Source organism: Paenibacillus sp. J31R109, from assembly GCF_059692055.1.
The window spans coordinates 90,424-112,265 of record NZ_JCAUAR010000009.1; the positions used below are offsets into that span (position 1 = coordinate 90,424).

Consider the following 21,842-nt stretch of genomic DNA (forward strand, 5'->3'; position numbering starts at 1 on the left):
AGCTAGCAGAAGTCCTGCTGCGCTATCCTTTTCTTTTAGCTTAGAAGAAGCACGTAGTAGTCTTGTGCATTTCTCGTTGCGAACCCGCAAGATTCATAGAGCCCGAGTGCCTTCTCATTCTCAACCGATACTTCCAGTTTGATACTCTCCACCCTATCTCGTTGCTTTAGTTCAGTAATCGTCTGGCTCAAAATTTGGCGGCCATACCCTTTGCCTCTTACTCCAGGCAACACACAAAAACCATAGATAAACCCACTTACTCCCGGCTCCACCATCGCTCCAAGTTTTCCAATCGGATCTTTGTTCTCACCAAGTTCCGCTATCCAGGTACGTTCCTTCTCACCCGTTATCGTCTGGCTTACATATTCACGTGTGTCCCCCTCCGTCATATCGAAGCCTGACATGTTCAGCTTCACCAATAACTCCGTGTCTGCAGGATCCGCTAAGCGAATGCTGACTTGCGTTTGGTCAGAGACTGGGGGGATGATTTGCTCTTTCAAATCCATCACATATTCAGAGAAAGAGTAGTACGCGCTCAGCTTCGTTAGAAAAGCCTTGCCGCTCTTGGATCTGTGCTCGTTGATGAAAATAAGCTTCGGAACCTCCCGTTTTCTACACTCTTCAATCGCTGACTGAACGAGATTTCCGAATATACCTCTTCGTCGAGCCTCAGGATGCACCATACCGCTGATTTCCACTTCAGTGGAGAGAAAGCTATAGATGGCCAGAAAACCGATAATCCGGTCATTTTCGTAATAAACGAAATCATTGGTCACACCAACAGGACGGCTAGATAAGGTGCTCCAGTTTAATTTAATTTCAATACCTTCGTGCGTGTTACATATCTCCCATAAAGCTCTAACTTCCTCCAACTCTTCAGGGGTTAAGCCAGCTCTTGCATAGATGCCTTGTTTCATATGTTGTCCTCCATTAATCATCTCATTCATATGGACTTGCCTGCTGTCATTATACATGTCTGAGCACTACGGTGGTAAGCTAATAAATCATTCAAAAAATATTTTCTTGGGGCTGTGAACGATCTTCACGAGCTGTTCGTACTATCTATGAAACCAGGCAGAGAGGATGTTCAAACACTTGGAAGAGCACGAACTCATTCGTCGAGCCATGGTAGGCGACACCGCGGCTCTGTCTCAGCTACTCCAGCAGCATTATGCGTTTGTGTATAAATATCTGGTCAAAATCACACTGAATCCTGCCCAAGCCGAGGATCTCACGCAAGAAACAATGGCCCGATGTATTGAAAAAATAAAACTCTACAACGGGACTTCGAAGTTCTCGTCCTGGTTAATCACCATCGCAACTCGGTTGATGATCGATCAAGGGAGACGCCGCCTCTGGGAGCGCAAGTGGCAAGAGAAAGAGCAGCAGCAGACCTTGCGCCAGCTGCAATGGCAGACAGCCCATCACACGGATGATGCTTGGCCTGAGGTGTTAGATGCTTTAGCTAAAATGCCGCGTGAGAGTCGCATTCCGCTCATTCTCAAGCATTACTACGGATACACCTATGAAGAAATTGGCGACATGCTCTCCCTTGCAGAGGGCACTGTGAAATCGAGAGTGCACCATGCACTGAAACAACTACGGAAGGAGTTGAACTAGATGGACGAAGAGTCGCAAAAGAGGCGGAAGCGTGAGATTGAGGCGTCGGGCGAAGGAGCAAGCAAGGTGCAAGATGGAAGCGCGCAGCCTCGTGCTGGCCAGGGTCTAGATGACGAGGACATCACTCGTCAATTGCGCGACGGGCTGGAATTGCTCGATGACGCCATCCCGATTCCAACCCCCAATGCAGCTTGGTTTGATCAGCATATTGCAACGACGCAAAACAAGCAGAAATCCAAGCTAATCCGTGATCTAGTCATCCTATGGATCGGCGCAATGTTCTTGTTTTATGTCTTATATCTGACGGTAACAGCTCAGCCTGTTGCCTTCCTCTCCATCCAAGCTGCGGCGATATTCCTTCCGTTAGCTTGGCTCATCTTAAGAAAGCAGGTGGATTCTCATGACAACAACTGACTCCAAATTCGATCAACTTCCCCTCTGGGCATGGATTAGTCTTGCACTCATTATGCTCATCCAAAGCACATGGCTCTATATGGACTCCCGCAAGCGCGGTGCCCGTCACCCATGGTTTTGGGGCATTTGGGGCATTATTCAGGCCCCGGTTCCCACCATTGTTTACCTCTTTGCGGTTCGTAAGATTCACCGTAAGTAATCTGTATGTCTAGAAGCGGCTGCCTCCATGGCAGTCGTTTTTTCATGTCTAGATAGACACAAGTATTGGAAAAAATCAAAATCGTATTGACTTCCTTCGGTCGAGTGGGCTATGATTTGGTTGTTGTTTTACTAATTTAGTAAATTAGTAATTTAGTAAATATTATTTTGAAAGGAGTAAGACCTGTGTTTAAAAATCGTTATGTGCAAACCATCCTCCTATCCCGTGTGCTCCTACAGCTCGGCATTTGGATCCGAAATTTCGCCATTCTCCTCTACATCTCGGATATTACCCACAATAATCCGCAGTATCTTTCCTTAATTTCCATTGTGGAGACGGCACCTATTTTCATCTTCGCCTTTATTGGCGGCACGTTTGCCGATCGGTGGCAGCCAAAACGGACCATGGTTTGGAGTGATCTTTTATCCGCTGCAACCGTATTTCTTGTCTTGTTGACTCTGTTATCTGGCTCTTGGTATGCCTTGCTCATCGGGACGTTCATTTCGGCGAGTTTATCGCAATTCTCACAGCCTTCTGCCATGAAGCTATACAAAAAGAATGTACCCGCGGAGCATCTCCAAGGTGTTATGGCGATGTCTCAATCTCTCGTTGCGATTTTCATGGTCCTAGGCCCTGTGATCGGTACGTTCATTTATTTAAACTACGGCGTGGAAGCTTCTCTTATCCTCACCGGTGTGATGTTCTTCGGATCATCCATAGTCCTGATGTTCCTCCCAAAAGACGAGATGGAAGAAGCCGCTTCAGGAACCACAAACTTCTTGAAAGAGCTGAAAACCGGACTACACTATGTGTACACCAACCGTGCGCTCAGAACACTTAGCCTTACTTTCGGAGTTACGGGATTAGCGGCAGGCTTGATTCAACCACTTGCCTTGTTCATCGCTGTGGAGAAATTAGGATTAAGCAAACAGTCTCTACAATGGTTTTTGATGGCCAACGGGGCGGCTATGCTCATCGGAGGTACGGTCATTATGGGGATTGCAAAAAAGGTGAAACCCCAGTTTTTACTTGCCACTGGCTTATTAGTAAGTGCAGTTTGCACCATCGGCGTCGGAGCTTCTACCCTTGTATCTGTGACACTAATCCTACAAATCGTAAGTGGATTGTTTTATCCCTGTATCCATGTGGGTATTCAAACCCTGATTATGCGTAACACGGAAGGGCCATTCATGGGGCGAGTTGGCGGTGCGATTACACCGATTTTCATGGGGATGATGCTCGTGGGGATGTCCTTTTCTGGTTACTTGAAGGATATGACGTCTTTGTTGACGGTGTATGTGTTGAGTGGCGCGTTGCTGATAGCAGGCGTTGTGTTGTTAAACCCGCTTCTACGGAGAAATCAACAAAAGGCCAACCAGCAAGCCATGTAACGAACTGTTGGATGGGCTAGAGAAAGGGGACTTCCTAAGGATGGAAATGCCGATAAATAGATGGAGATAACTTATCGCTTCCATGACATAGAGATGAATCTCGGTCGCAAAATAGCGTTATGAAAACATCTTATTTGTTAGTTTAGAAGAGAATACGGGAGAATAACGTTATAAAAAAACGTTATTTCACCCTAAATGGATAAATTCCACGACATTCGGTCGAAATAGCGTTATTCCGTAATGCTATTTTTTCGCAGAACATCCCTATGTAGCAAATAACGTTATGGCACACCTTTATTTGAAATCGCATGTGACCGTACCTTTGCAAGGAGAGACAACCTCCTCTGAAACCGACAATTTTTATAAGAATTCACTAAGTTACATGTTTATTAAGCCTCGATTCATTAATCGACAGTCTCGGTTTTCCAGTTATTTTCCTGGGCATGAGTGGGTCTGAGTCGCCATTATCACTTGGCCTGCTTCCTTAGTGCGTATTCCTCCGGTGTTTGACCGAGTATGGATTTAAAATCCTTAATAAAATGCGATTGATCATGATATCCGAGATCCATCGACAGCTTGGCCCAATTATGCGTATCATTACCATCGGTGGTCTCAGCTGCGCTTTGGATACGAGCGATTTTGATTACCCACTTGGGGCTGACTCCCACATACTGGTCGAAAAGGCGCTGCAAGGTGCGAATGTTCATTCGAAAATGCTCACAAATAGCGTCAACCTTGGTAATCTCAGGCTGTTCATACACATAATCTACAATTTGATTAACTACTATCACTTGCTCATCCTGGGCAGGCAGCTTGGAGCGAATCATATTTTCAACCAGACTAACATTCCGTTCATCATCACTGTGACTGAATACTTTTTCTTCCAAGACACGCGGGTCAGTGTCGAAAACATCACCAATACACAGTGCATTATTCAACATACTAGAGACGTTTTCTTGAACGAAAGGGTAAAAGCCGCCTGGTTTAAATTTCACGCCAAACACACTTCCCTGCCCTTCTAGACGATGTCCATACTTCTCTTTTCCAGGACCGTAAATGGCCGTTTTCCCCTGTTCTACAACTAAGTTCACGCAAGGGTTAGGAATAACATGCTGTGTATACGGGTCTTCACCTGCCAAGTCCCACTTCACAACCCAATAATGACGAACGAAATAGGCCACATCCTCTGCCGGAGCATAGCGACAAAGCTGAAATTTGTGTCCGCCTTGTTGAAAATTAATAATCCCCAAACTAGGCATGGGGGAATTGGGATTCGTATTTGTAGGCATATCAAACACTCCTTGTCGCGTTTTTACAATACATGGGAATACGTATGCCATATGATAGGTAGGATCATAGATGCGAAGGAGTGTATGGCTTATGGAACTGAGATATGAATTTTATATTGGCGCAAGTACGAAGGAAATCTGGGATATACTCATAACACCAGAGGGAACTCGACAAATTTTATTCGGCAGCGTGCTGCATTCCACCTTTGAAATCGGCTCCGACTACTCCTATATTGGCCCCGGTCAAGATGGCGAGGAAACGGTGCACGTGTACGGCAAAATTTTGGCCTATGAGCCCGAGAAACTTCTCAGTTGCACCGAGCATGCTGGTCCTTCCTATCGGGAGAACCATGCTGATTTTGAATCTCGTATGACGATTAGCTTAGAAACCGTAGGCAGTTGCACAAAATTGACACTCGTCAATGATCAATGGACGCCTAACCACCCTAGCTTTGAAACCACGAAAGCCAGTTGGTGGATGATTCTAAGCAACATCAAGACCCTCGCAGAAACGGGGAAAACGCTAGATTTCGGTTGGTAGACTGCACAATTAACGGATGCGTAATATTATACAGGATGTGTATAATATGAAGTCAATCGTATTGGCAAATAAAACAAGGTGTCTCCTGTCCCGTTCAGGAAACACCTTATTTTTTTGGGCTATATGATCCCAGCAACCCAGGGTGATAAAAGGATTGAATCGCTTGTGTTTATGAGTTGACCCACTGTAAAGCCCGATAGGTTTTGAGCTCTAAAATTGATTTGGGCTGGTGATATTCCTGAGACTCCCGTACTTCGGCCACCGATGTTTGATCCATTCATTTGGTTAAAAACTGCAAGATAATAAACCATCGTATTCGAAAGTACAACAGTGGAAGTTAATGGTAAAATGATCAGGCCCGCTGTTACAGAAGTTGTTACCGTCGTCACACCAATGACCATTGCTTGGGATGCTGAGTTCGCTTGCAAGATTGCCATTTGAAAATTACCGCTAGAACCTGTTTGCGTCATATAAGCTGCAAGCTTCGTAATTGTTGTTGGTTGCCCTACATAAGCAAGTGCCCCAATAGCTTGATTATTCCCTCCGCTAGCATTAAAAGGAATCTGTACATTGATGTCGCCAATCTTAAAAGTTTCAATGAATGATGAGCCACTTCCAGCTACCCCTGTGGCTCCCATAGAGCCCGTTGCTCCTGTAGTGCCTTTGGCACCTGTTGCGCCCGTTGCTCCTGTGGCTCCTGTTGCTCCTACAGCACCTGTATATCCTGTCGCTCCCGTTGCTCCTGTAGTGCCTTTGGTACCTGTTGCCCCCGTTGCTCCTGTGGCTCCAGTTGCTCCTACAGCACCTGTATATCCTGTCGCTCCCGTTGCTCCTGTAGTGCCTTTGGCGCCTGTGGCTCCTGTTGGACCCGCAGCTCCGGTAGATCCCGTCGCTCCTGTCACTCCAGCTCCGGTCGCACCTGTAGCTCCCGTAGACCCTGTCGGACCCGCTGCTCCGGTAGACCCCGTCGCTCCTGTCACTCCAGCTCCGGTCGCACCCGTAGCTCCCGTAGACCCTGTCGGACCCGCTGCTCCTGTAGACCCCGTCGCTCCTGTCACTCCAGCTCCGGTCGCACCCGTAGCTCCCGTTGCCCCTGCTGGACCCGCTGTTCCGGTAGACCCAGTCGCTCCTGTCACTCCAGCTCCGGTCGCACCTGTAGCTCCCGTGGCCCCTGCCGGGCCTGCTACTCCTGTAGACCCAGTCGCTCCTGTCACTCCAACTCCGGTCGCACCCGTAGCTCCCGTAGACCCTGTCGGACCCGCTGCTCCGGTAGACCCTGTGGCTCCTGTCACTCCAGCTCCGGTCGCACCCGCTGCCCCCGCGGCCCCTGTCGGACCCACTGCTCCTGCCGACCCCGTGGCTCCCATCGGTCCAGCTACTCCCGCTGCTCCGGTGGCTCCAGTCGCACCTGATACTCCAGACCCCGTCGCACCTGCTGCCCCCGTGGCCCCTGTCGGGCCTGCTGCTCCGGTCGATCCCGCCAATCCTGTAGCACCCATGGCTCCCATCACTCCTGGCACACCCGGATCGCCTATCCTGCCAGGAGGCCCTTGAAAACCTCGCGGCCCCCTCTTACAACCCTTATTCCTGTTTTTGCATTTGCATGAAAACTCATGGCATAACTTGCACCTTGCAGTCCTCTTTTTCTTTTTCCTTGGGTAGAGAAAGTAGACTGGCTTACTTTTCACAAGATCTTTTTTAGGAAGGAATGATTTGGGCTGTCTCGTCCCTTTATTTTTCTGAGGAACTCGGTGTTCCAGAGACTTCTTTTTTTCTACGCTGGGCATACTCTACGGTTGTCACCTCCATAAATAAAGTATGAGGGCAAGCATTTCTTGGAATAGACAAGTGTCATTACAGGCAAAAAGAAAAGCTGCACTCCTTCGGCCATTATCCCAACGTACCATATAAACAAAAAACAAAAAAAAGAATCAGACTAAAAAGTCTCATTCTTTTTCTTGATAAACCTATTACAAAGGCAACAGCGCCAACGTCTCTTTCCCTTCCAATCCGTCAACCATCGCTTCCCAAGCTTGCGGCTTGTTCGCTAACACTGCATAATACCGTCTCAGGAACTTCGCCACCAGCGCTGCAGGAATCTCAGCTACCTCTTCGTCGGTTGGTAGGAAACAAAGATCCAGCTCCTCAACAGCTTCTCCATTGTTCTCCCAAGATGGATGCACATATGTAAAGTCAATCCGCTTATAACCAAGGTGCGACAGCACCTCACGTCGAACGTAAGGATCCATCGGCTTTACACCACCGAAAGCGTGCCCCTCAACCCGGTACGGGTCGTAAATTTCAGCGAACATCCCTTTCATCGGTTTACCTGACTCCGAAGCCAAACGTTCCAAATCCTGCCACCGTTTTCTCGCAAGAAACCGCCCGATCCCCAGACCCGCCTGGCCAATAATCGTGAAGTCCGTCATCGCTACTTGGTCATCCTCATAATAGCGATACTCTGTCGTGCCGACTACCTTGCCTTCATGGACGGCCACAAACACGCGAATCCCTGGATCTTCAAGAGGCTCCCTCCACAGCGAATATTCAAGCACTTCCTCCGGTGGAAATACCTCTTTCATCAAATCGTGCATCGATCGAAACAACGGATCCTCAATACTCGTTATACGTATGAATTCCATAAGGTCAACTCACTCCTATTTGTAATATGTAAAAGGGTTCCGCCACTCCATCAGCAACGCATGATTTAGCGATTCCTCATCCTCCAAATAATTCGCAACCACACCCACTGGCGTCCGGCCGCATCGTAGCAAAAAGGTGATCACCGGGTCCTTCATCGTCCCCGCCATGACAGCCGCCACATAGTCGTCGGCACTCATCGTCTCCGCTACCTTGTGGTAGCCAGGCATCCGCCCGCCTCCAAGTAAACGAGCCAGCCCTAGCTGCACGACAACTTCAAACATGGACTGCATAAGCCATTTGCCAAGTCCAAACTTACGATACGCCGGCATGATACACACATCCACAATGTAGAGCGTGTCACCCTCGGGACAGTGTGTGCGGATAAAGCCCTCATCCGTGATCGCCGACCAGCTATGATCAACTGCCCCAGCCATCTGTTCACTATCTACCCGCAAGCCAGTGATCGATCCCACGACCTGACCCGCCACCTCCACGCACAGCGCACCCTCGGGAAACCGAGTCACATGCTCCGTTAGTTGCTCCTTAGTCCACCAAAGCTCCGAGGGGAAAGGTGGCGGAAAACTCAGCTGCTGAACGCGAATCAAGGCATCAAAGTCAGCTACACCGTACGTGCGTATGACCGCCTCAATAGGCGTGTCGCCATCAAACACATAAAGTTGTTTCCTCATCGTCTCATGACCAATCCGTGTATAAATCAGTGCGGCGATCGCGCCAGGTGGTGACGGAGCCTTTTTCTCGAACGAGCGTCAACAACGAGAGGTCAAGATCAGCAGTGACAACCATATCACCGTTGATCTCCCCTTCGACAAGAATGCCTTTAGGCGGGAACGGCACATCATTTGGCGTAATGACTGCGGCTTGCCCGAAGTTCGCTCTCATGAAATCAACCGTAGGTAAGGCACCAACAGTTCCCGTGGTCACCACATAGATCTGATTCTCAATCGTCCGGGCATGACACGTATACCGAACTCGATGGAACCCATGCCGATCATCCGTGCACGAAGGAGCGAATAGGACATCTGCCCCACGAGCTCTAGCCATCCGTACGATTTCTGGGAACTCCACATCATAACAAACCAGAATTGCAATTCTGCCTTTATCCGTATCAAAAACCTGCAGCGTATCCCCAGCGCCCATCCCCCATTCTTTCACTTCTGTTGGGGTAATGTGCAGCTTTTTCTGCTCGCCAATACGACCATCTGGATAGAACAGGAACGCTGTATTGAACAGCTTGTCCCCCTCAGCCGTAATGTGCGTGCCACCAATTACATGCATGCCCGTTTGCTGAGCAAGTCCCTGAAATAAGTCACGATAAGCCTCTGTAAAAGAGGGCAGTGCCTCGATTGGCAATGCTTTGCCATTGTCATCTCCAATTGACATCAGCTGTGTCGTGAACAACTCTGGAAAAAGCACAAAATCCGCCTCAAACTCCTGCGCCACCTTCACGTAATGCTCCACCTGTGCGGCGAACTCTTCGAAATTGCTAATGGTATGTAAATGATATTGAACGGCTGATACCCGCATTTTCACTGCACAATCCTCCTTATCCCTTAAATGCTTATACAGACATGTCACCGGATCTTTCGCTTATAACCGAACCAGCACCCTGCCTCTTACCTTGCCTTCCAACACAAGCTGCGCAGCGTCCGCGACCCCATCGAGCCTGACTTCCTTATACACCGTCTGCTCCAGCAGCCGGGGCTTCAGCTCCGCTGCCATCCGCTCCCAGAGCGTCTTCCGCACTTCTGATGGACAGTAGACGGAATCAATGCCAAGTACATTCACACCCCGCAGGATAAAAGGATACACAGTCGCCGCAACATCTGCGCCTCCCGTCAATCCACTCAACGCCACGGATGCGCCGTATTTCATCCGACTGAGCACATAGGAGAGCGATGCGCCTCCGACTGGATCAACTGCGCCGGCCCAATACTCCTTGCCGATAGGCTTGCTTTCGGGCGGCGAGAGCTCCTCGCGCGAGAGTATGCGCGTTGCACCGAGCTCAAGCAAATACGCGTGATCAGCGGACTTCCCTGTGCTCGCCTCCACTTCGTAGCCGAGGGCGGCGAGCATCGAGACGCTGCTGCTGCCCACACCACCCGTTGCCCCGCGCACGAGCACGGGTCCCTGCTCCTTGCGCAGCCCATTCTGCTCCATTCGATGAATGGACAGGGCTGCTGTCAATCCCGCCGTGCCGAGAATCATCGCTTCGCGACGCGTCAGTCCTTGCGGGATTGGCACGACCCAATCGGCGGGAACGCGCGCATACGCGCTGAATCCGCCGAAATGCCCTGTGCCCAGCTCGTAGCTGGTCACGAGCACCTCATCCCCCTCGCGGTAGCGGGGATCAGACGAGGCCACAACGGTGCCAGCCAAATCAATGCCCGGTACCATCGGGTATTGGCGAATCACTCGTCCGGTCGGGCTGCAGGCCAGTGCATCTTTATAATTAATCCCGGAGTAGGCGACGCGGATCGTAACGTCCCCAGCGGGCAGTTCCTCGATGCGGATCTCTTTCATTTTTAAAGAAAACTGATCCTGTGTTCGCTCAACGATCAATGCGTTAAAGCTATCCATGTCCGCTCCTCCTACCTCTTGCTATGACTTCACTTGATTCTATTAGTTTACTAAATTTTGTAACGCCATGCCATTCTCACTGCATACAGACGCAATCGGATTTACATGTCAACTCCCTATGACCGCAATGGCGGATGTGTTACCATTAAAACGACAAATTATCCAATAATCCTACAAATAATGGAGTGCGAACCATGGATCCAACGCTAACCATGTTCATTTCAATCGTCGCAACCTCGGGCGTTTTTACAACCTTTTTGTGTATGTATACCTTTATCAAACGCAAAGAAATACCCGGCGCCTATACGTTCGTCATCTATACAGCTACGCAGGCTATTTATATTTTTGCTCACGCATTTGAAATGGCCAGCGATAGCATAACTGAGGTAAAAATATGGACGATTTTTGAGTATGTTGGCATCGGAGCTGCACCTGCCATTGGTTTGCTCATTGTTATGCAATATATCGGTTTGAAGCTGACACGCAGAAAAGTAATGGCACTCCTTCTCATTCCTGCCATTACCTTCATTATGGTGATTACCAATGATTATCATCATTTCTTTTATAAAGATATCTATTTCCGCGAAAATGCTCCCTTTCCTACGACGGATGTTGTCATCGGACAATATTATATAATTCACGGGGCTTATATATTCGGATGCATGCTGGCAGCGGTCGTACTGCTCTTGCGCAGATGGCGTCAAACCAAGAAGTCTTACCGGTTGCAGCTAGCGACTTTAATTATGGGGCAGTTCCTGCCAATGACAGGTGCGTTCGTTTACCTGATGGGACTAACACCGTATGGCATTGACCCTGTGCCCATGATTCTTTGTATCACTTCTGCCATGTACATCTGGTCAATGGTGTCTACTAGAATGTTGACGGTTATTCCGATAGCGAAGGATCGTATTTTTGAAAGTATGCGTGAGGGTGCTGTCGTGCTGGATTCCGCCGATCGGCTTGTTGACATCAATGGCGCGATTAGTTCGATGTTCCCAGGCTTAACGACGGACATGCTTGGATTAACACTGGATGATGCCTGGATTCAGCTGTCAGGGACGCCATTTCCCGTGGAGCGAACGCAAGATGGCACCCAAGAAGAGTTTGTTTGGCGTGATGCGAGTGGCAACGAATTCTTCTATCAAACCCGTTCCTCGGTTGTCCTTGGAAGCAGTTCAGAGTCGATTGGGAGTCTGCTAATGCTAATTGATGTCACCGAGCAAAAGCTGCTCCAAGATCAATTAAAGCAGCTTGCCTACTACGACGGTTTGACGAAGCTGTTAAATCGCACGGAGTTTATCCGCCGCAGTAAGGTTGTGTTGGAAAAAGATCAACTCAGCGAGAGATCGACATGTATCCTGCTTTTCGACATAGATCATTTTAAAAACATCAATGACACCTATGGTCACGACGTCGGTGATATGGCCATTCAGCATGTGGTAGCGATTGCGAAGCGAGTTGAGGCCGAAGTCCCTGGCGTACTTATTGCCCGTTATGGCGGTGAAGAGTTTGTCATCGCCTTACCTTCCTGCTCGCAAGAACGTGGAGCCCAGGTTGCCGAACGAATTCGTGCACAGCTCGCAGATGAACCGATGCAAGGGAGCTCGCGCGCAATTACTGTGACAGCGAGCTTCGGATTATCGCAAGCGAGCCCTCGCAACGCTACGATGGAGGCACTGCTGAAGCATGCCGACATGGCTTTGTATCAGGCGAAACGGGCTGGGCGGAATCAGGTTTGTGCATTTGACGGAACTGTAGAATCATTCGTCACCACCTCGAGGTAAGCATTAACTGGAAAAACGAGACTGTCGATTAATGAATCGAGGCTTAATAAACATGCAACTTAGTGAATTTTTATAAAAATTGTTAGTTTCAGAGGAAGTTGCCTCTCCTTACAAAGGTATGGTCACATGCGATTTCAAATAAAGGTGTGGCATAACGTTATTTGCTACATGTACATGTTCTGTGAAAATATAGCATTACGAAATAACGCTATTTCGACCAAATGGAGTGGAATTTATCCATTTAGAGTGAAATAACGCTATTCTACAACGTTATTCTCCCGTATTCTCTACTAAACTAATAAATAAGATGTTTTCATAACGCTATTTTGCAAACGAGGTTCATCTCTATGTCATGGAAGCGATAAGTTATCTCGAGTTGCAGAAGTTCCCGGTTGTTTCTCTAAATTTCAAATGTTTATAGGATATTCAGGATAAACAGTTAATCGACAGTCTCAAAACTACAGTTAATTCCGACAGAGCGGGGCATTTCAGCGGAAATGGCGGGAATTAGCTGTAGGAAAAGGGAGTTCCCATAACGGGAACTCCCTTTCTGCTTAGCTACGGAAGGACACGCCCTTCCGTCAAAGCGAACTAGCCTGGCTGAATTGGTTGGCATACAAATCATAATAATGCCCGCGACGAGCTAGTAGCTCCTCGTGTGTACCGCGCTCCACGATCTCGCCGCCGTGGATGACCAGTATGGCACTCGCTTCGCGGATCGTGCTGAGCCGGTGGGCGATCACGAAGCTCGTTCGCCCTTTCATCAACACACCCATCGCCTGCTGAATGTGCAGCTCGGTACGCGTGTCGACGGAGCTCGTCGCCTCGTCGAGCACAAGAATCGCGGGGTCGGCGAGTATCGCCCTCGCGATCGTCAGCAGCTGCCTCTGGCCTTGACTCAAGTTGCCGCCCCCGGCGGTCAACTTGGCGTCATAGCCGCTCGGCAGCTTGCGAATGAACCCGTCCGCATTGGCCAGCTTCGCGGCGGCTTCCACTTCTTCGTCCGTCGCGTCTAAGCGGCCGAACCGGATATTTTCTCGGATTGTATCCGAGAAAAGGTACACATCTTGCAGCACGATGCCAAGCTGGCTGCGTAGACTGTCTTTTTGCATATCGCGAATATCCAGCCCATCTATCGTAATACGTCCCTCATTTATCTCATAGAAACGAGTCAACAGATTGATGATCGTCGTCTTCCCAGCACCCGTGGGCCCTACTAATGCGATCAGATCCCCGGGCTCCGCGGTAAAGGAAACTTCTTGAAGCGTAGGCACATCATCGGTGTAAGCGAAGGAAACGTTCTGAAAAACAACTTCACCTTTGACATCTTTTAGCTGTGAAGCCCCCTCATTTGAATCGTATTCCGTCTCATTATCCATCACTTCAAAAACACGCTCCGCCCCCGCAATACCCGACTGAATCATATTATATTGATTAGCGAGGTCGTTGATCGGACGGCTGAATTGTTTCGAATAGTTCAGGAAGCTAATGATGACACCAACCATCGTCCATCCCTTCAGCACCATCCAACCCCCAATAGCAGCCAGTAGGATGAAGCTAAAATGATTTATCATATTCATGCTCGGCCCCATCATGCCCGAGAGTTGCTGAGCACCGGTACCAGCAGCGCGGAGCTGCTTGTTGATCACAGCGAGTTGATCGACGGCTGCGGCTTCGCGACGGAATGTTTTTACAACCTTTTGCCCCGAAATCGTCTCCTCAATTAATCCATTCAGTTCACCTAGTCGCTGCTGCTGCTCTTTGAATAAGCGCTGTGTATGCTTCGTGATTTGCTTCGTTGTCAAAAGAACGATCGGAACCGTAATTAATGCAATCAGCGTAAGCCATATATTCAATATCAACATCATGATCAAAGATCCAACAATCATAATGATACTAGCCATAATTTGCGTTAAATTTTGACTGAGCGTGGTCGCTACGTTATCGACATCATTGGTCGTACGGCTCATGAGTTCCCCGTGGGAAGTTTTATCAAAGTAGCTAATTGGCAGCTTGTGCAAGTGGCGAAAAAGATCCTGCCTCATTTGCCAGACGGTCCGCTGGGAAACCCCAGAAATCAGATAGGATTGGATCCATGATGCAGCCCCGCTGATGACATAACAACTGAGCAATAGGAGGCAAAGCCCTAACAGCCCATTCTTGTCTCGAGGGATAATGTAATCGTCAATGGCCCTGCCTATTAAATAAGGCCCGACTAGCGCTAGGCCGCTGCCGAGAACTGTCAAGATCGCAACAGTAAGCAGCCCAGCACGTTGCAGTCGGAGGTAACCCCACATACGCAGAAGGGTGGCTCCGATATTTTTGGCACGTGGTTTCGGCTTATTAGCCATGCAGGGCAGCCTCCTTCCCTTGCTGGGAGTGGTAAATATCTTGGTACAGCGCGCTTGTTGCCAGTAGCTCCTCATGTGTTCCGCGCGCTGCGATGCCCCCCTCTTCCAAGACGAGAATCTGATCGGCCTGTAGGACCGAAGAAACGCGCTGTGCGATAATGATGCGCGTGCTGCCTGCCATCAACTCTTGCAAGGAACGTTGGATACGCTTCTCCGTCCCAAGATCAATGGCGCTAGTGCTGTCATCCAGCACAAGCAACGGCGAGCGCAAAAGCAAAGCCCTCGCTATCGCGATTCGCTGCTTTTGACCTCCAGAGAGATTGACGCCTCGCTGTCCTAGCTTGGCTTCATAACCCTCTGGCAGCTTGCGGATAAAGCTGTCCGCTTCAGCTGCTTTGGCGACGGCCTCCATCTCTGCATCCGATGCTTCCGGCTTGCCGAAGAGAATGTTATCGCGAATCGTACCGCTAAACAAAATAGACTGCTGCAGCACAATCCCAATCTGACTGCGCAGCTGCTCTGCTGGGAGATCTTTCACATCCACCCCATTGAGACGAATATGCCCGCTGGACGCCTCGTAAAGTCGAGGAATCAAGCTAACGAGTGTGGATTTGCCGGACCCTGTTGCACCTAGAATGCCAATCGTTTGGCCAGGGAGAGCTTTGAACGAAATATCCTTGAGAATTGGCTGATCAGGAGCCGTTTCATAGACGAAAGAAACCCGATCAAATTCTAATTCACACCCTACTGTAGTTGGCGAAGGGGCTTCTAGCTGAGTTACTAGCGTTTTATTCTGAGCAGACTCATTCGGATCCATCTTCGTCTCGAGCACTTCCCGAATGCGTTCGGCTGAAACTTGTGCACGGGAAATGTTCATCAACGTGTTGCTGATAGACACCAGCGAAAACAACACTTGGCTAATATAGATAATGAATGCCGCTAAATCACCAATAGCCATCGACCCGCTCCACGTTTGAGCGCCGCCAAACCAGAGAACAGCTACAATGCTCACGTTCAAAATCAACGTCATCAGCGGCCCGCTTGTAGCCAATGCACGAGCTGAGCTAAGGCTGGCATTCAGCAGGTCCGTGTTCGCTTTGCCAAAACGCGTCCGCTCGAAGGCAGCACGTACGAAAGCTTTGATTACCCGGATACCTGTCGTGCTCTCTTGCATAACCGTATTCACGCGGTCGATCTTGGTCTGCATCTGGCGAAACAGCGGTGTAGATCGTTTCATCAATAGATATAGGATGAGGAATTGAATCGGTACGACAGCTAGTAGAATCAAGGATAGTCGTGGTGAAATGACCACAGCCATAATGACACTGCCAATAAGCAGTGAGGCTTCGCGTACGAATTGGCGCAGTAGGATTTGCAGGATATTCAGCATTTGCATCACATCGCTAGTCAAACGAGTAATCAACGAGCCCGTCGAAAAGGTATCCAACTGACGGAACGATAAGGACTGGACCTTCTCGAATACGCTTAACCGCAGGTCGGCGCCAAAGTTCTGGGAAGCTCTCACTGCGAAAAATGTACAACCCGCTCCACCCACAAGACCAACAAATGCAACGCCTAGCATATGTAAGCCTGTCGTCCATACCAGCGCTAGATTGCCATCGGCAACTCCGTGATTCACGATGGTCGCCATGAGACGAGGCTGCGATAAATCCATGCATACCTCCATCACCATCAATAAAGGAGCAAGGAGCGTTATGAACCAATACGGTTTAACAAACGATCGTAATTTCCACATGGTATGAGATCCTTTCTTTTTGTTTGTCAGCTAACTAATTTACTCCTCTTTGGGACGGAGATTATCTTTCATTTGAAGCAGAAGACGGCGAAACAACAACACTTCCTCCGGTAAAAAATGCGAAAAGATCATCTCATCCGCCGTCTTTATCGCTTCTTTGACATGCACGGTGACTTCCTTCCCCTTCTCGGTCAGGTAGACGCGTGTAACCCGTTGATCATTCTCGTCAGGGCGGCGCTCGACAAGGCCTGTCTTCTCCATACGGTCCACCATCACGGACAAAGTGGCGCGCTTATTGTGGATGCGAGCCGCAAGCTCACTATGGCTCAGTCCGTCTTCTACAGACAAAGCAAGCAGCAAAGGGGGCTGACCCGGGTAAACATCATAGGGATGAATGATTTGATCGATCGTATGTCGATGCATTTTTAGCAAATGCGACATCAAATGGGTAAGCGATTCTGGATTATGGTGACGCGACAATGGAATCTCTCCTTTTAGTTAGTCGGCTAATTAATATTTTAGGTAGCATGACTCGTCCTGTCAATACGGTATTTATCATGTGCATGTGTGAGGAGATAGTGATAGATGGGTGGGATGATTGGGGGCTGGGAGGAAATGTGTAAAGAGGGTGCTTGGTTTAATGTAGCTGGTGAGGCGGACCTGGAGTAGTTAGTTTGGTTCTGTGGCGGGAAATTGGTGTCATGGTGCGTCTGTTGGTGGGATCTGTTTGGGAGTAACCGGCTTGGTTCTGTCGCGGGGCCTTCGTGCTGCGGTGCTGCTCAACAACCACTTAGATGGAAAATCTCCATCTAAATTCTCCCTTAACCCTGTAAATTTTGGTTTAGATGGATTTTCTACATGTAATTTCGTTCATCCTACGCCAAGTGGTTGAAATCAGTGAGATTAGCTGTATCTTTTCCAGTTAATCTTCAATTCTGTCCACTTTTTTCGGAATTAACTGTAGTTTTTCCAGTTGTTCCCTCACTACTGGGAGCAACCATAGACCCACGCGACCACCTCGCATCGCGCGCAACAAAAAAATCCCTGGTCCACCGACCAGGGATCTCGCACTATTCTACTGCTGCGCGAAGCCCACCGCAGCCAAAAACCGTCCGAACGCCGCTTGCCCGGCGTCGTCTCTTTTGAAGACGCCTGCGTCAAGCAGGACGTCCATGAACTTGCTGCCGACCTCCGTCTGCAGCACCGCATTCGCCGCGTCGACCGTCAGCGACGCACCATGCTTCGCGAGCAGCGCCGCGATCCAATCCGCATGCTTGTGCAGCGGATGCCCGGTATCGCTAAGCGCCTCGCGGCTGAGCTCGGCTTCGCCGGTCAAGAGCTTGGCGATGTCCGCCAGCTCTTCTTGCAGGCGGCCTGGCAGCACCGCCAGCCCCATAACCTCAATCAAGCCGATGTTTTCCTTCTTGATGTGGTGCAAGTGCTGATGCGGATGAAAAATCCCATCCGGATGCTCAGCGCTGGTGCGGTTGTTCCGCAGCACCAGGTCAAGCTCGTACTCGCCCCGCGCATTGTTGCGGGCGATCGGCGTGATCGTGTTATGCGGGATCCGCTGTCCGTCCTTCTCGCTGAACGCGAGGACCTCCGCTTCCGCATCACTATAGGCACGCCAGTCGTCGAGCAACTTGCTTGCCAGCTTGTACAGCTGCTGCTTGTTGTGCCCGCTCAGGCGGAGCACGGACATCGGCCACTTCACAATCGCAGCCTTGACGCCTTCAAAATCCGCATGTGAGAATGCTTTCTCACTTGGTGCCTTCTCCATCGGGAACTTGTGACGTCCGCCTTGGAAATGATCGTGGTTCAAAATGGAACCACCAACAATAGGCAAATCAGCATTAGACCCGATGAAATAGTGCGGGAATTGCTCAATGAAATCCAGCAAACGGTAGAATGTATTTGCCGTTGTTTTCATCGGAATATGCTTCTCATGGAAGATGATGCTGTGCTCGTTATAATACACGTAAGGTGAATACTGCAGGTACCATTTCTCGCTATCTAGCTCAAGCGGAATGACGCGCAGATTCTGTCGAGCCGGGTGATTCACACGGCCTGCATAACCCAGATTGTCTACACAGAGTAGACATAGGGGGTAGCTGCTTTGTGGCAGCGTTTTGAGCAGCGCAATTTCCTTCGGATCCTTCTCCGGCTTGGACAGGTTGATCGTAATTTCCAAATCGCCGTAAGCCGTCTCCGCGAGCCAGTAAGCATTCTTCGCAATGCGATCCATCCGAATGTAGTTCGAGTCGATAGATTGCTTATAAAAGTAGGCCGTTGCCGCCTCCACATTCTGCGTTTTGGCTAGCGTCCAGAATTGGCGCACGACTTCGGAAGGACGTGGCATCATGAGACCCATAATGCGCGCATCCAGCAAGTCACGGTAAGTTGTCGTATTCTCTTCCAGAAGTCCCGCTTCCCAAGCAGCATCTAGCAGCTCTTCCAGCAAGCCAACCGGACTGTTCAATTGCTCCGCCGGTACTTCCCCTTGGAAAGGCTCTGATAGTCCGAACAAATCCAACAAAGCATTGCGCGAGGTATACACATCCAGCTGTTCAATCAACCCATTCTGGGTAGCGAATTGCAAAAGTCTTTCTATCGTTAAAGCCGCAGTTTGCGGTGTTTGTTGTGTACGTTCCATCATGCCACTCCCCTTACTTATAAGAAAGCCTCAACCAAAAGCCTGCAAATGTACATCCTTTTTACCTGCAAAATGCACAATTAGAAAGAATAGCTGCAAAAATACATCTTTTCGAGCCATATTCGCGCGAATCGCTTCATTTCTCGCCAAATGCATGCACTTTTGCATCAATTTCTACATAGGCAAGTCAAATCTCCGGAAAAACTGCACTTTTGCAGGAATTTGGGGGCTTGAGTTCAGTTTCCCAAATTAAGCCTTAACTTCCGCTGCATACCCCTTCGGGTGCTTCTGGTGCCAGTTCCACGCACTCTCGATGATCGCTTCCAAAGAATCCAAAGCTGGCTTCCAGCCAAGCTCCGCTCTTGCACGCTCTGACGATGCGATTAGCGTTGCTGGGTCGCCCGCTCTACGAGGCTCAACAACCGCAGGGATCGCATGGCCTGTGACTTTGCGTGCGATATCGATCACTTGTTTCACGGAGAACCCTGTGCCGTTGCCAAGGTTGTAGATGTTGCTGTCCGCACCACTGCGCAGCTTCTCTACCGCAAGCACATGCGCGCTCGCTAGATCGCTGACGTGGATGTAGTCGCGGACACAAGTTCCGTCTTCGGTTGCGTAATCTTCACCGAAGATCGAGATATGCGCGCGTTGACCCAACGCTACTTGCAAAATAATCGGAATCAGATGCGTTTCCGGGCTGTGGTCTTCACCGATTTTGCCGCCTGCATGCGCGCCAGCTGCATTGAAGTACCTTAATGATACATATTTGATACCATGCGCAGTATCGAACCATTTCATCATTTTTTCCATCGCCAGCTTCGTCTCGCCATACGTATTGGTCGGCAAGGTACGATCGCTTTCAAGGATCGGGATATTCTCAGGCTCGCCATACGTAGCAGCTGTCGAGGAGAATACGATGCGTTTCACGCCGTATTGCGTCATTTTTTCAAGTAAACAAAGGGTTCCATACACGTTATTATGGTAGTATTTTGCCGGATTGGTCATGCTCTCACCAACAAGTGAATTCGCTGCAAAGTGAATGATGGCATCAATCTTATTTTCAGTAAAAACCGTATCCATGAACTCGCTGTCGCGTAGATCGCCAACATAAAGTTTGCCGCCAAGCACCGCGTCCTTGTGACCTTGCTGCAAGTTATCGACGATGACAACTTCCTCGCCTTTGGCCAGAAGCTCTGCTACCGCATGCGATCCAATATAACCCGCTCCACCTGTAACTAGAATTGCCATTTACAACGCCTCCTCAAGTTGCTCTACACCGTTGCCAATGTCACACACGTAGAAGCTTGGTGTAAGCCCTGTAATTCCTGTATATTCCGCGCCCACTTGATCGATAAATGTTTGAACGCTATCTTCATGCACCAAGGAAACTGTACAACCACCGAAGCCTGCACCCGTCATCCGTGCACCAAGCACACCTGGTACTTTCAACGCTGCTGCAACCATGGTATCCAACTCCAAGCCCGTTACTTCATACAGGTCACGAAGGGAATCGTGAGAGCCGATCATCAGCTTGCCAAAGGATTCAAGATCGTTCTTTTCAAGCACTTCGATAGATTTCAAAACGCGGTCAATCTCTTCCACAACATGCTCCGCTCTGCGGCGAACGGTTTCGTCTGGGATGAGGTGTTTATATTCGTTAAACTGCTCTAGGTTCAGTTGACCAAGCAGCGTGATGTCTGGGAATTGCTTTTGCAAATAGGTAACGGCCTGCTCGCATTGACTTCTTCTTTCATTGTAAGCAGAGTCGACGAGACCTCTACGTTTATTCGTGTTACCGATCACAAGCTTATAGCTGCCGCTTTGAAAAGGAACATGACGATACTCGAGCGTATCGCACATCAAGAGGATCGCGTTATCTTTCTTACCATTCGCTACAGCGAATTGGTCCATGATGCCGCAATTTACGCCAACGAATTGGTTTTCTGTTTCTTGTGCGAGCAGCGCGATTTTGACTGTATCCACCGGATATTTCTCTAGTGTCAGTAGGCTGAAAGCTGTCACAACTTCGATGGAAGCCGAGGAGGAAAGACCTGCACCATTCGGAATTTCACCGTGGAACAAAAGGTCATAGCCTTGTGTCACAGGAAAGCCTGCCTTCGCCAAGTGAACAAAGATTCCTTTCGGATAATTGATCCAATCATCCTCTTCTTTGTAGGACAAGTCGTCTATGGAAATTTGTTTGCGAAGTGCCAAGTTGGTAGACGCAAAGCCGATTACACGATCTTGTCTTGGACGAATGAGCAAGGTCGTTCCGAACGTCAAAGCTGCCGGGAAAACATAACCACCGTTATAATCCGTATGCTCGCCGATCAAATTCACGCGACCTGGAGCGTGAAATGCTGATATTTTCGGGGCTGTTTCTCCGTAAATTTCAATAAACGTGTCTTTTAGAGCTTGCAAATCTGCCATGTGTGGCACCGCCTTTAAAGGTATTGGTAAAAGTGTTAATTGAGCTTTCTCATAGTTTAAGTATAAAAGATACGCCGGTGATTGGCTATGGAGGCATGTTATTTCCACATGGAAAAATGTGATTTACAAATTCCGTTTTATGTGGATTTTATGGTACAGTGAAAGGAACGAAA

Annotated in this window: 19 protein-coding genes; 6 read left to right on the forward strand and 13 right to left on the reverse strand. The window is 49.2% G+C overall.

The window, feature by feature from the left end; translation table 11 throughout:
* Positions 1-35: 35 nt before the first annotated feature.
* The gene (locus tag AC58QT_RS21795; RefSeq protein WP_497410882.1) at positions 36-917 is read right to left on the reverse strand and encodes a GNAT family N-acetyltransferase; all 882 of its coding nucleotides are present in this window, start codon (positions 915-917) and stop codon (positions 36-38) included.
* A 178-nt stretch (positions 918-1,095) separates the two neighbouring features.
* Here AC58QT_RS21795 and sigY point away from each other — a divergent pair, with 178 nt between their 5' ends.
* The 4 genes from sigY to AC58QT_RS21815 all read left to right on the forward strand — a co-directional run bounded on the left by sigY (position 1,096) and on the right by AC58QT_RS21815 (position 3,624).
* Positions 1,096-1,620, forward strand: a complete 525-nt coding sequence (sigY, locus tag AC58QT_RS21800; protein ID WP_497410883.1) for an RNA polymerase sigma factor SigY — start codon at positions 1,096-1,098, stop codon at positions 1,618-1,620.
* Complete coding sequence (locus AC58QT_RS21805) at positions 1,621-2,034, forward strand: YxlC family protein (RefSeq protein WP_497410884.1); 414 nt, start codon at positions 1,621-1,623, stop codon at positions 2,032-2,034.
* Positions 2,021-2,233: a sigmaY antisigma factor component gene (locus AC58QT_RS21810; protein ID WP_497287187.1), complete on the forward strand. Its 213-nt coding sequence runs from the start codon at positions 2,021-2,023 to the stop codon at positions 2,231-2,233. The genes AC58QT_RS21805 and AC58QT_RS21810 overlap by 14 nt, the downstream gene beginning before the upstream one ends.
* A 185-nt stretch (positions 2,234-2,418) precedes the next feature.
* Positions 2,419-3,624: an MFS transporter gene (locus tag AC58QT_RS21815; RefSeq protein ID WP_497410885.1), complete on the forward strand. Its 1,206-nt coding sequence runs from the start codon at positions 2,419-2,421 to the stop codon at positions 3,622-3,624.
* 467 nt (positions 3,625-4,091) lie between these two features.
* Here AC58QT_RS21815 and AC58QT_RS21820 read toward each other — a convergent pair whose 3' ends face one another.
* A complete protein-coding gene (locus AC58QT_RS21820) occupies positions 4,092-4,913 on the reverse strand; it encodes a DUF6597 domain-containing transcriptional factor (protein WP_497410886.1) in 822 nt (273 codons plus the stop codon).
* Between the two features lie 91 nt (positions 4,914-5,004).
* Between AC58QT_RS21820 and AC58QT_RS21825 the strand changes: the two genes are divergently transcribed.
* On the forward strand, positions 5,005-5,454 hold the full coding sequence (locus AC58QT_RS21825; protein ID WP_497410887.1) for an SRPBCC domain-containing protein: 450 nt from the start codon (positions 5,005-5,007) through the stop codon (positions 5,452-5,454).
* 119 nt (positions 5,455-5,573) lie between these two features.
* On the opposite strand, the gene AC58QT_RS21830 is transcribed toward AC58QT_RS21825, so the two are convergent.
* From AC58QT_RS21830 to AC58QT_RS21850, 5 genes are all read right to left on the reverse strand, one after another.
* Positions 5,574-6,953 (reverse strand): hypothetical protein, encoded by a 1,380-nt coding sequence (locus AC58QT_RS21830; protein WP_497410888.1) that lies wholly within the window; start codon positions 6,951-6,953, stop codon positions 5,574-5,576.
* A gap of 471 nt (positions 6,954-7,424) precedes the next feature.
* The gene (locus AC58QT_RS21835) at positions 7,425-8,096 is read right to left on the reverse strand and encodes a GNAT family N-acetyltransferase (RefSeq protein WP_497410889.1); all 672 of its coding nucleotides are present in this window, start codon (positions 8,094-8,096) and stop codon (positions 7,425-7,427) included.
* Positions 8,097-8,111: 15 nt separating this feature from the next.
* The gene (locus AC58QT_RS21840) at positions 8,112-8,786 is read right to left on the reverse strand and encodes a GNAT family N-acetyltransferase (RefSeq protein ID WP_497410890.1); all 675 of its coding nucleotides are present in this window, start codon (positions 8,784-8,786) and stop codon (positions 8,112-8,114) included.
* Between the two features lie 4 nt (positions 8,787-8,790).
* On the reverse strand, positions 8,791-9,648 hold the full coding sequence (locus AC58QT_RS21845) for a carbon-nitrogen hydrolase family protein (RefSeq protein ID WP_497410891.1): 858 nt from the start codon (positions 9,646-9,648) through the stop codon (positions 8,791-8,793).
* A gap of 57 nt (positions 9,649-9,705) precedes the next feature.
* Positions 9,706-10,695: an acrylyl-CoA reductase family protein gene (locus tag AC58QT_RS21850; RefSeq protein WP_497410892.1), complete on the reverse strand. Its 990-nt coding sequence runs from the start codon at positions 10,693-10,695 to the stop codon at positions 9,706-9,708.
* A 194-nt stretch (positions 10,696-10,889) separates the two neighbouring features.
* Here AC58QT_RS21850 and AC58QT_RS21855 point away from each other — a divergent pair, with 194 nt between their 5' ends.
* Positions 10,890-12,479: a histidine kinase N-terminal 7TM domain-containing diguanylate cyclase gene (locus AC58QT_RS21855; RefSeq protein WP_497410893.1), complete on the forward strand. Its 1,590-nt coding sequence runs from the start codon at positions 10,890-10,892 to the stop codon at positions 12,477-12,479.
* Between the two features lie 581 nt (positions 12,480-13,060).
* On the opposite strand, the gene AC58QT_RS21860 is transcribed toward AC58QT_RS21855, so the two are convergent.
* The 6 genes from AC58QT_RS21860 to AC58QT_RS21885 all read right to left on the reverse strand — a co-directional run bounded on the left by AC58QT_RS21860 (position 13,061) and on the right by AC58QT_RS21885 (position 21,669).
* Positions 13,061-14,830, reverse strand: coding sequence for an ABC transporter ATP-binding protein (locus AC58QT_RS21860; RefSeq protein ID WP_497410894.1), 1,770 nt, complete (start codon positions 14,828-14,830; stop codon positions 13,061-13,063).
* Complete coding sequence (locus tag AC58QT_RS21865; protein ID WP_497410895.1) at positions 14,823-16,586, reverse strand: ABC transporter ATP-binding protein; 1,764 nt, start codon at positions 16,584-16,586, stop codon at positions 14,823-14,825. The genes AC58QT_RS21860 and AC58QT_RS21865 overlap by 8 nt, the downstream gene beginning before the upstream one ends.
* A 39-nt stretch (positions 16,587-16,625) precedes the next feature.
* Entirely contained in the window at positions 16,626-17,066 is a 441-nt protein-coding gene (locus tag AC58QT_RS21870) for a MarR family winged helix-turn-helix transcriptional regulator (protein ID WP_497287198.1), read from the reverse strand.
* A 595-nt stretch (positions 17,067-17,661) separates the two neighbouring features.
* Positions 17,662-19,239, reverse strand: a complete 1,578-nt coding sequence (locus tag AC58QT_RS21875) for a UDP-glucose--hexose-1-phosphate uridylyltransferase (protein WP_497410994.1) — start codon at positions 19,237-19,239, stop codon at positions 17,662-17,664.
* Positions 19,240-19,488: 249 nt separating this feature from the next.
* Complete coding sequence (gene galE, locus AC58QT_RS21880) at positions 19,489-20,487, reverse strand: UDP-glucose 4-epimerase GalE (RefSeq protein WP_497410896.1); 999 nt, start codon at positions 20,485-20,487, stop codon at positions 19,489-19,491.
* Positions 20,488-21,669 (reverse strand): galactokinase, encoded by a 1,182-nt coding sequence (locus tag AC58QT_RS21885; protein ID WP_497410897.1) that lies wholly within the window; start codon positions 21,667-21,669, stop codon positions 20,488-20,490.
* Positions 21,670-21,842: the final 173 nt, after the last annotated feature.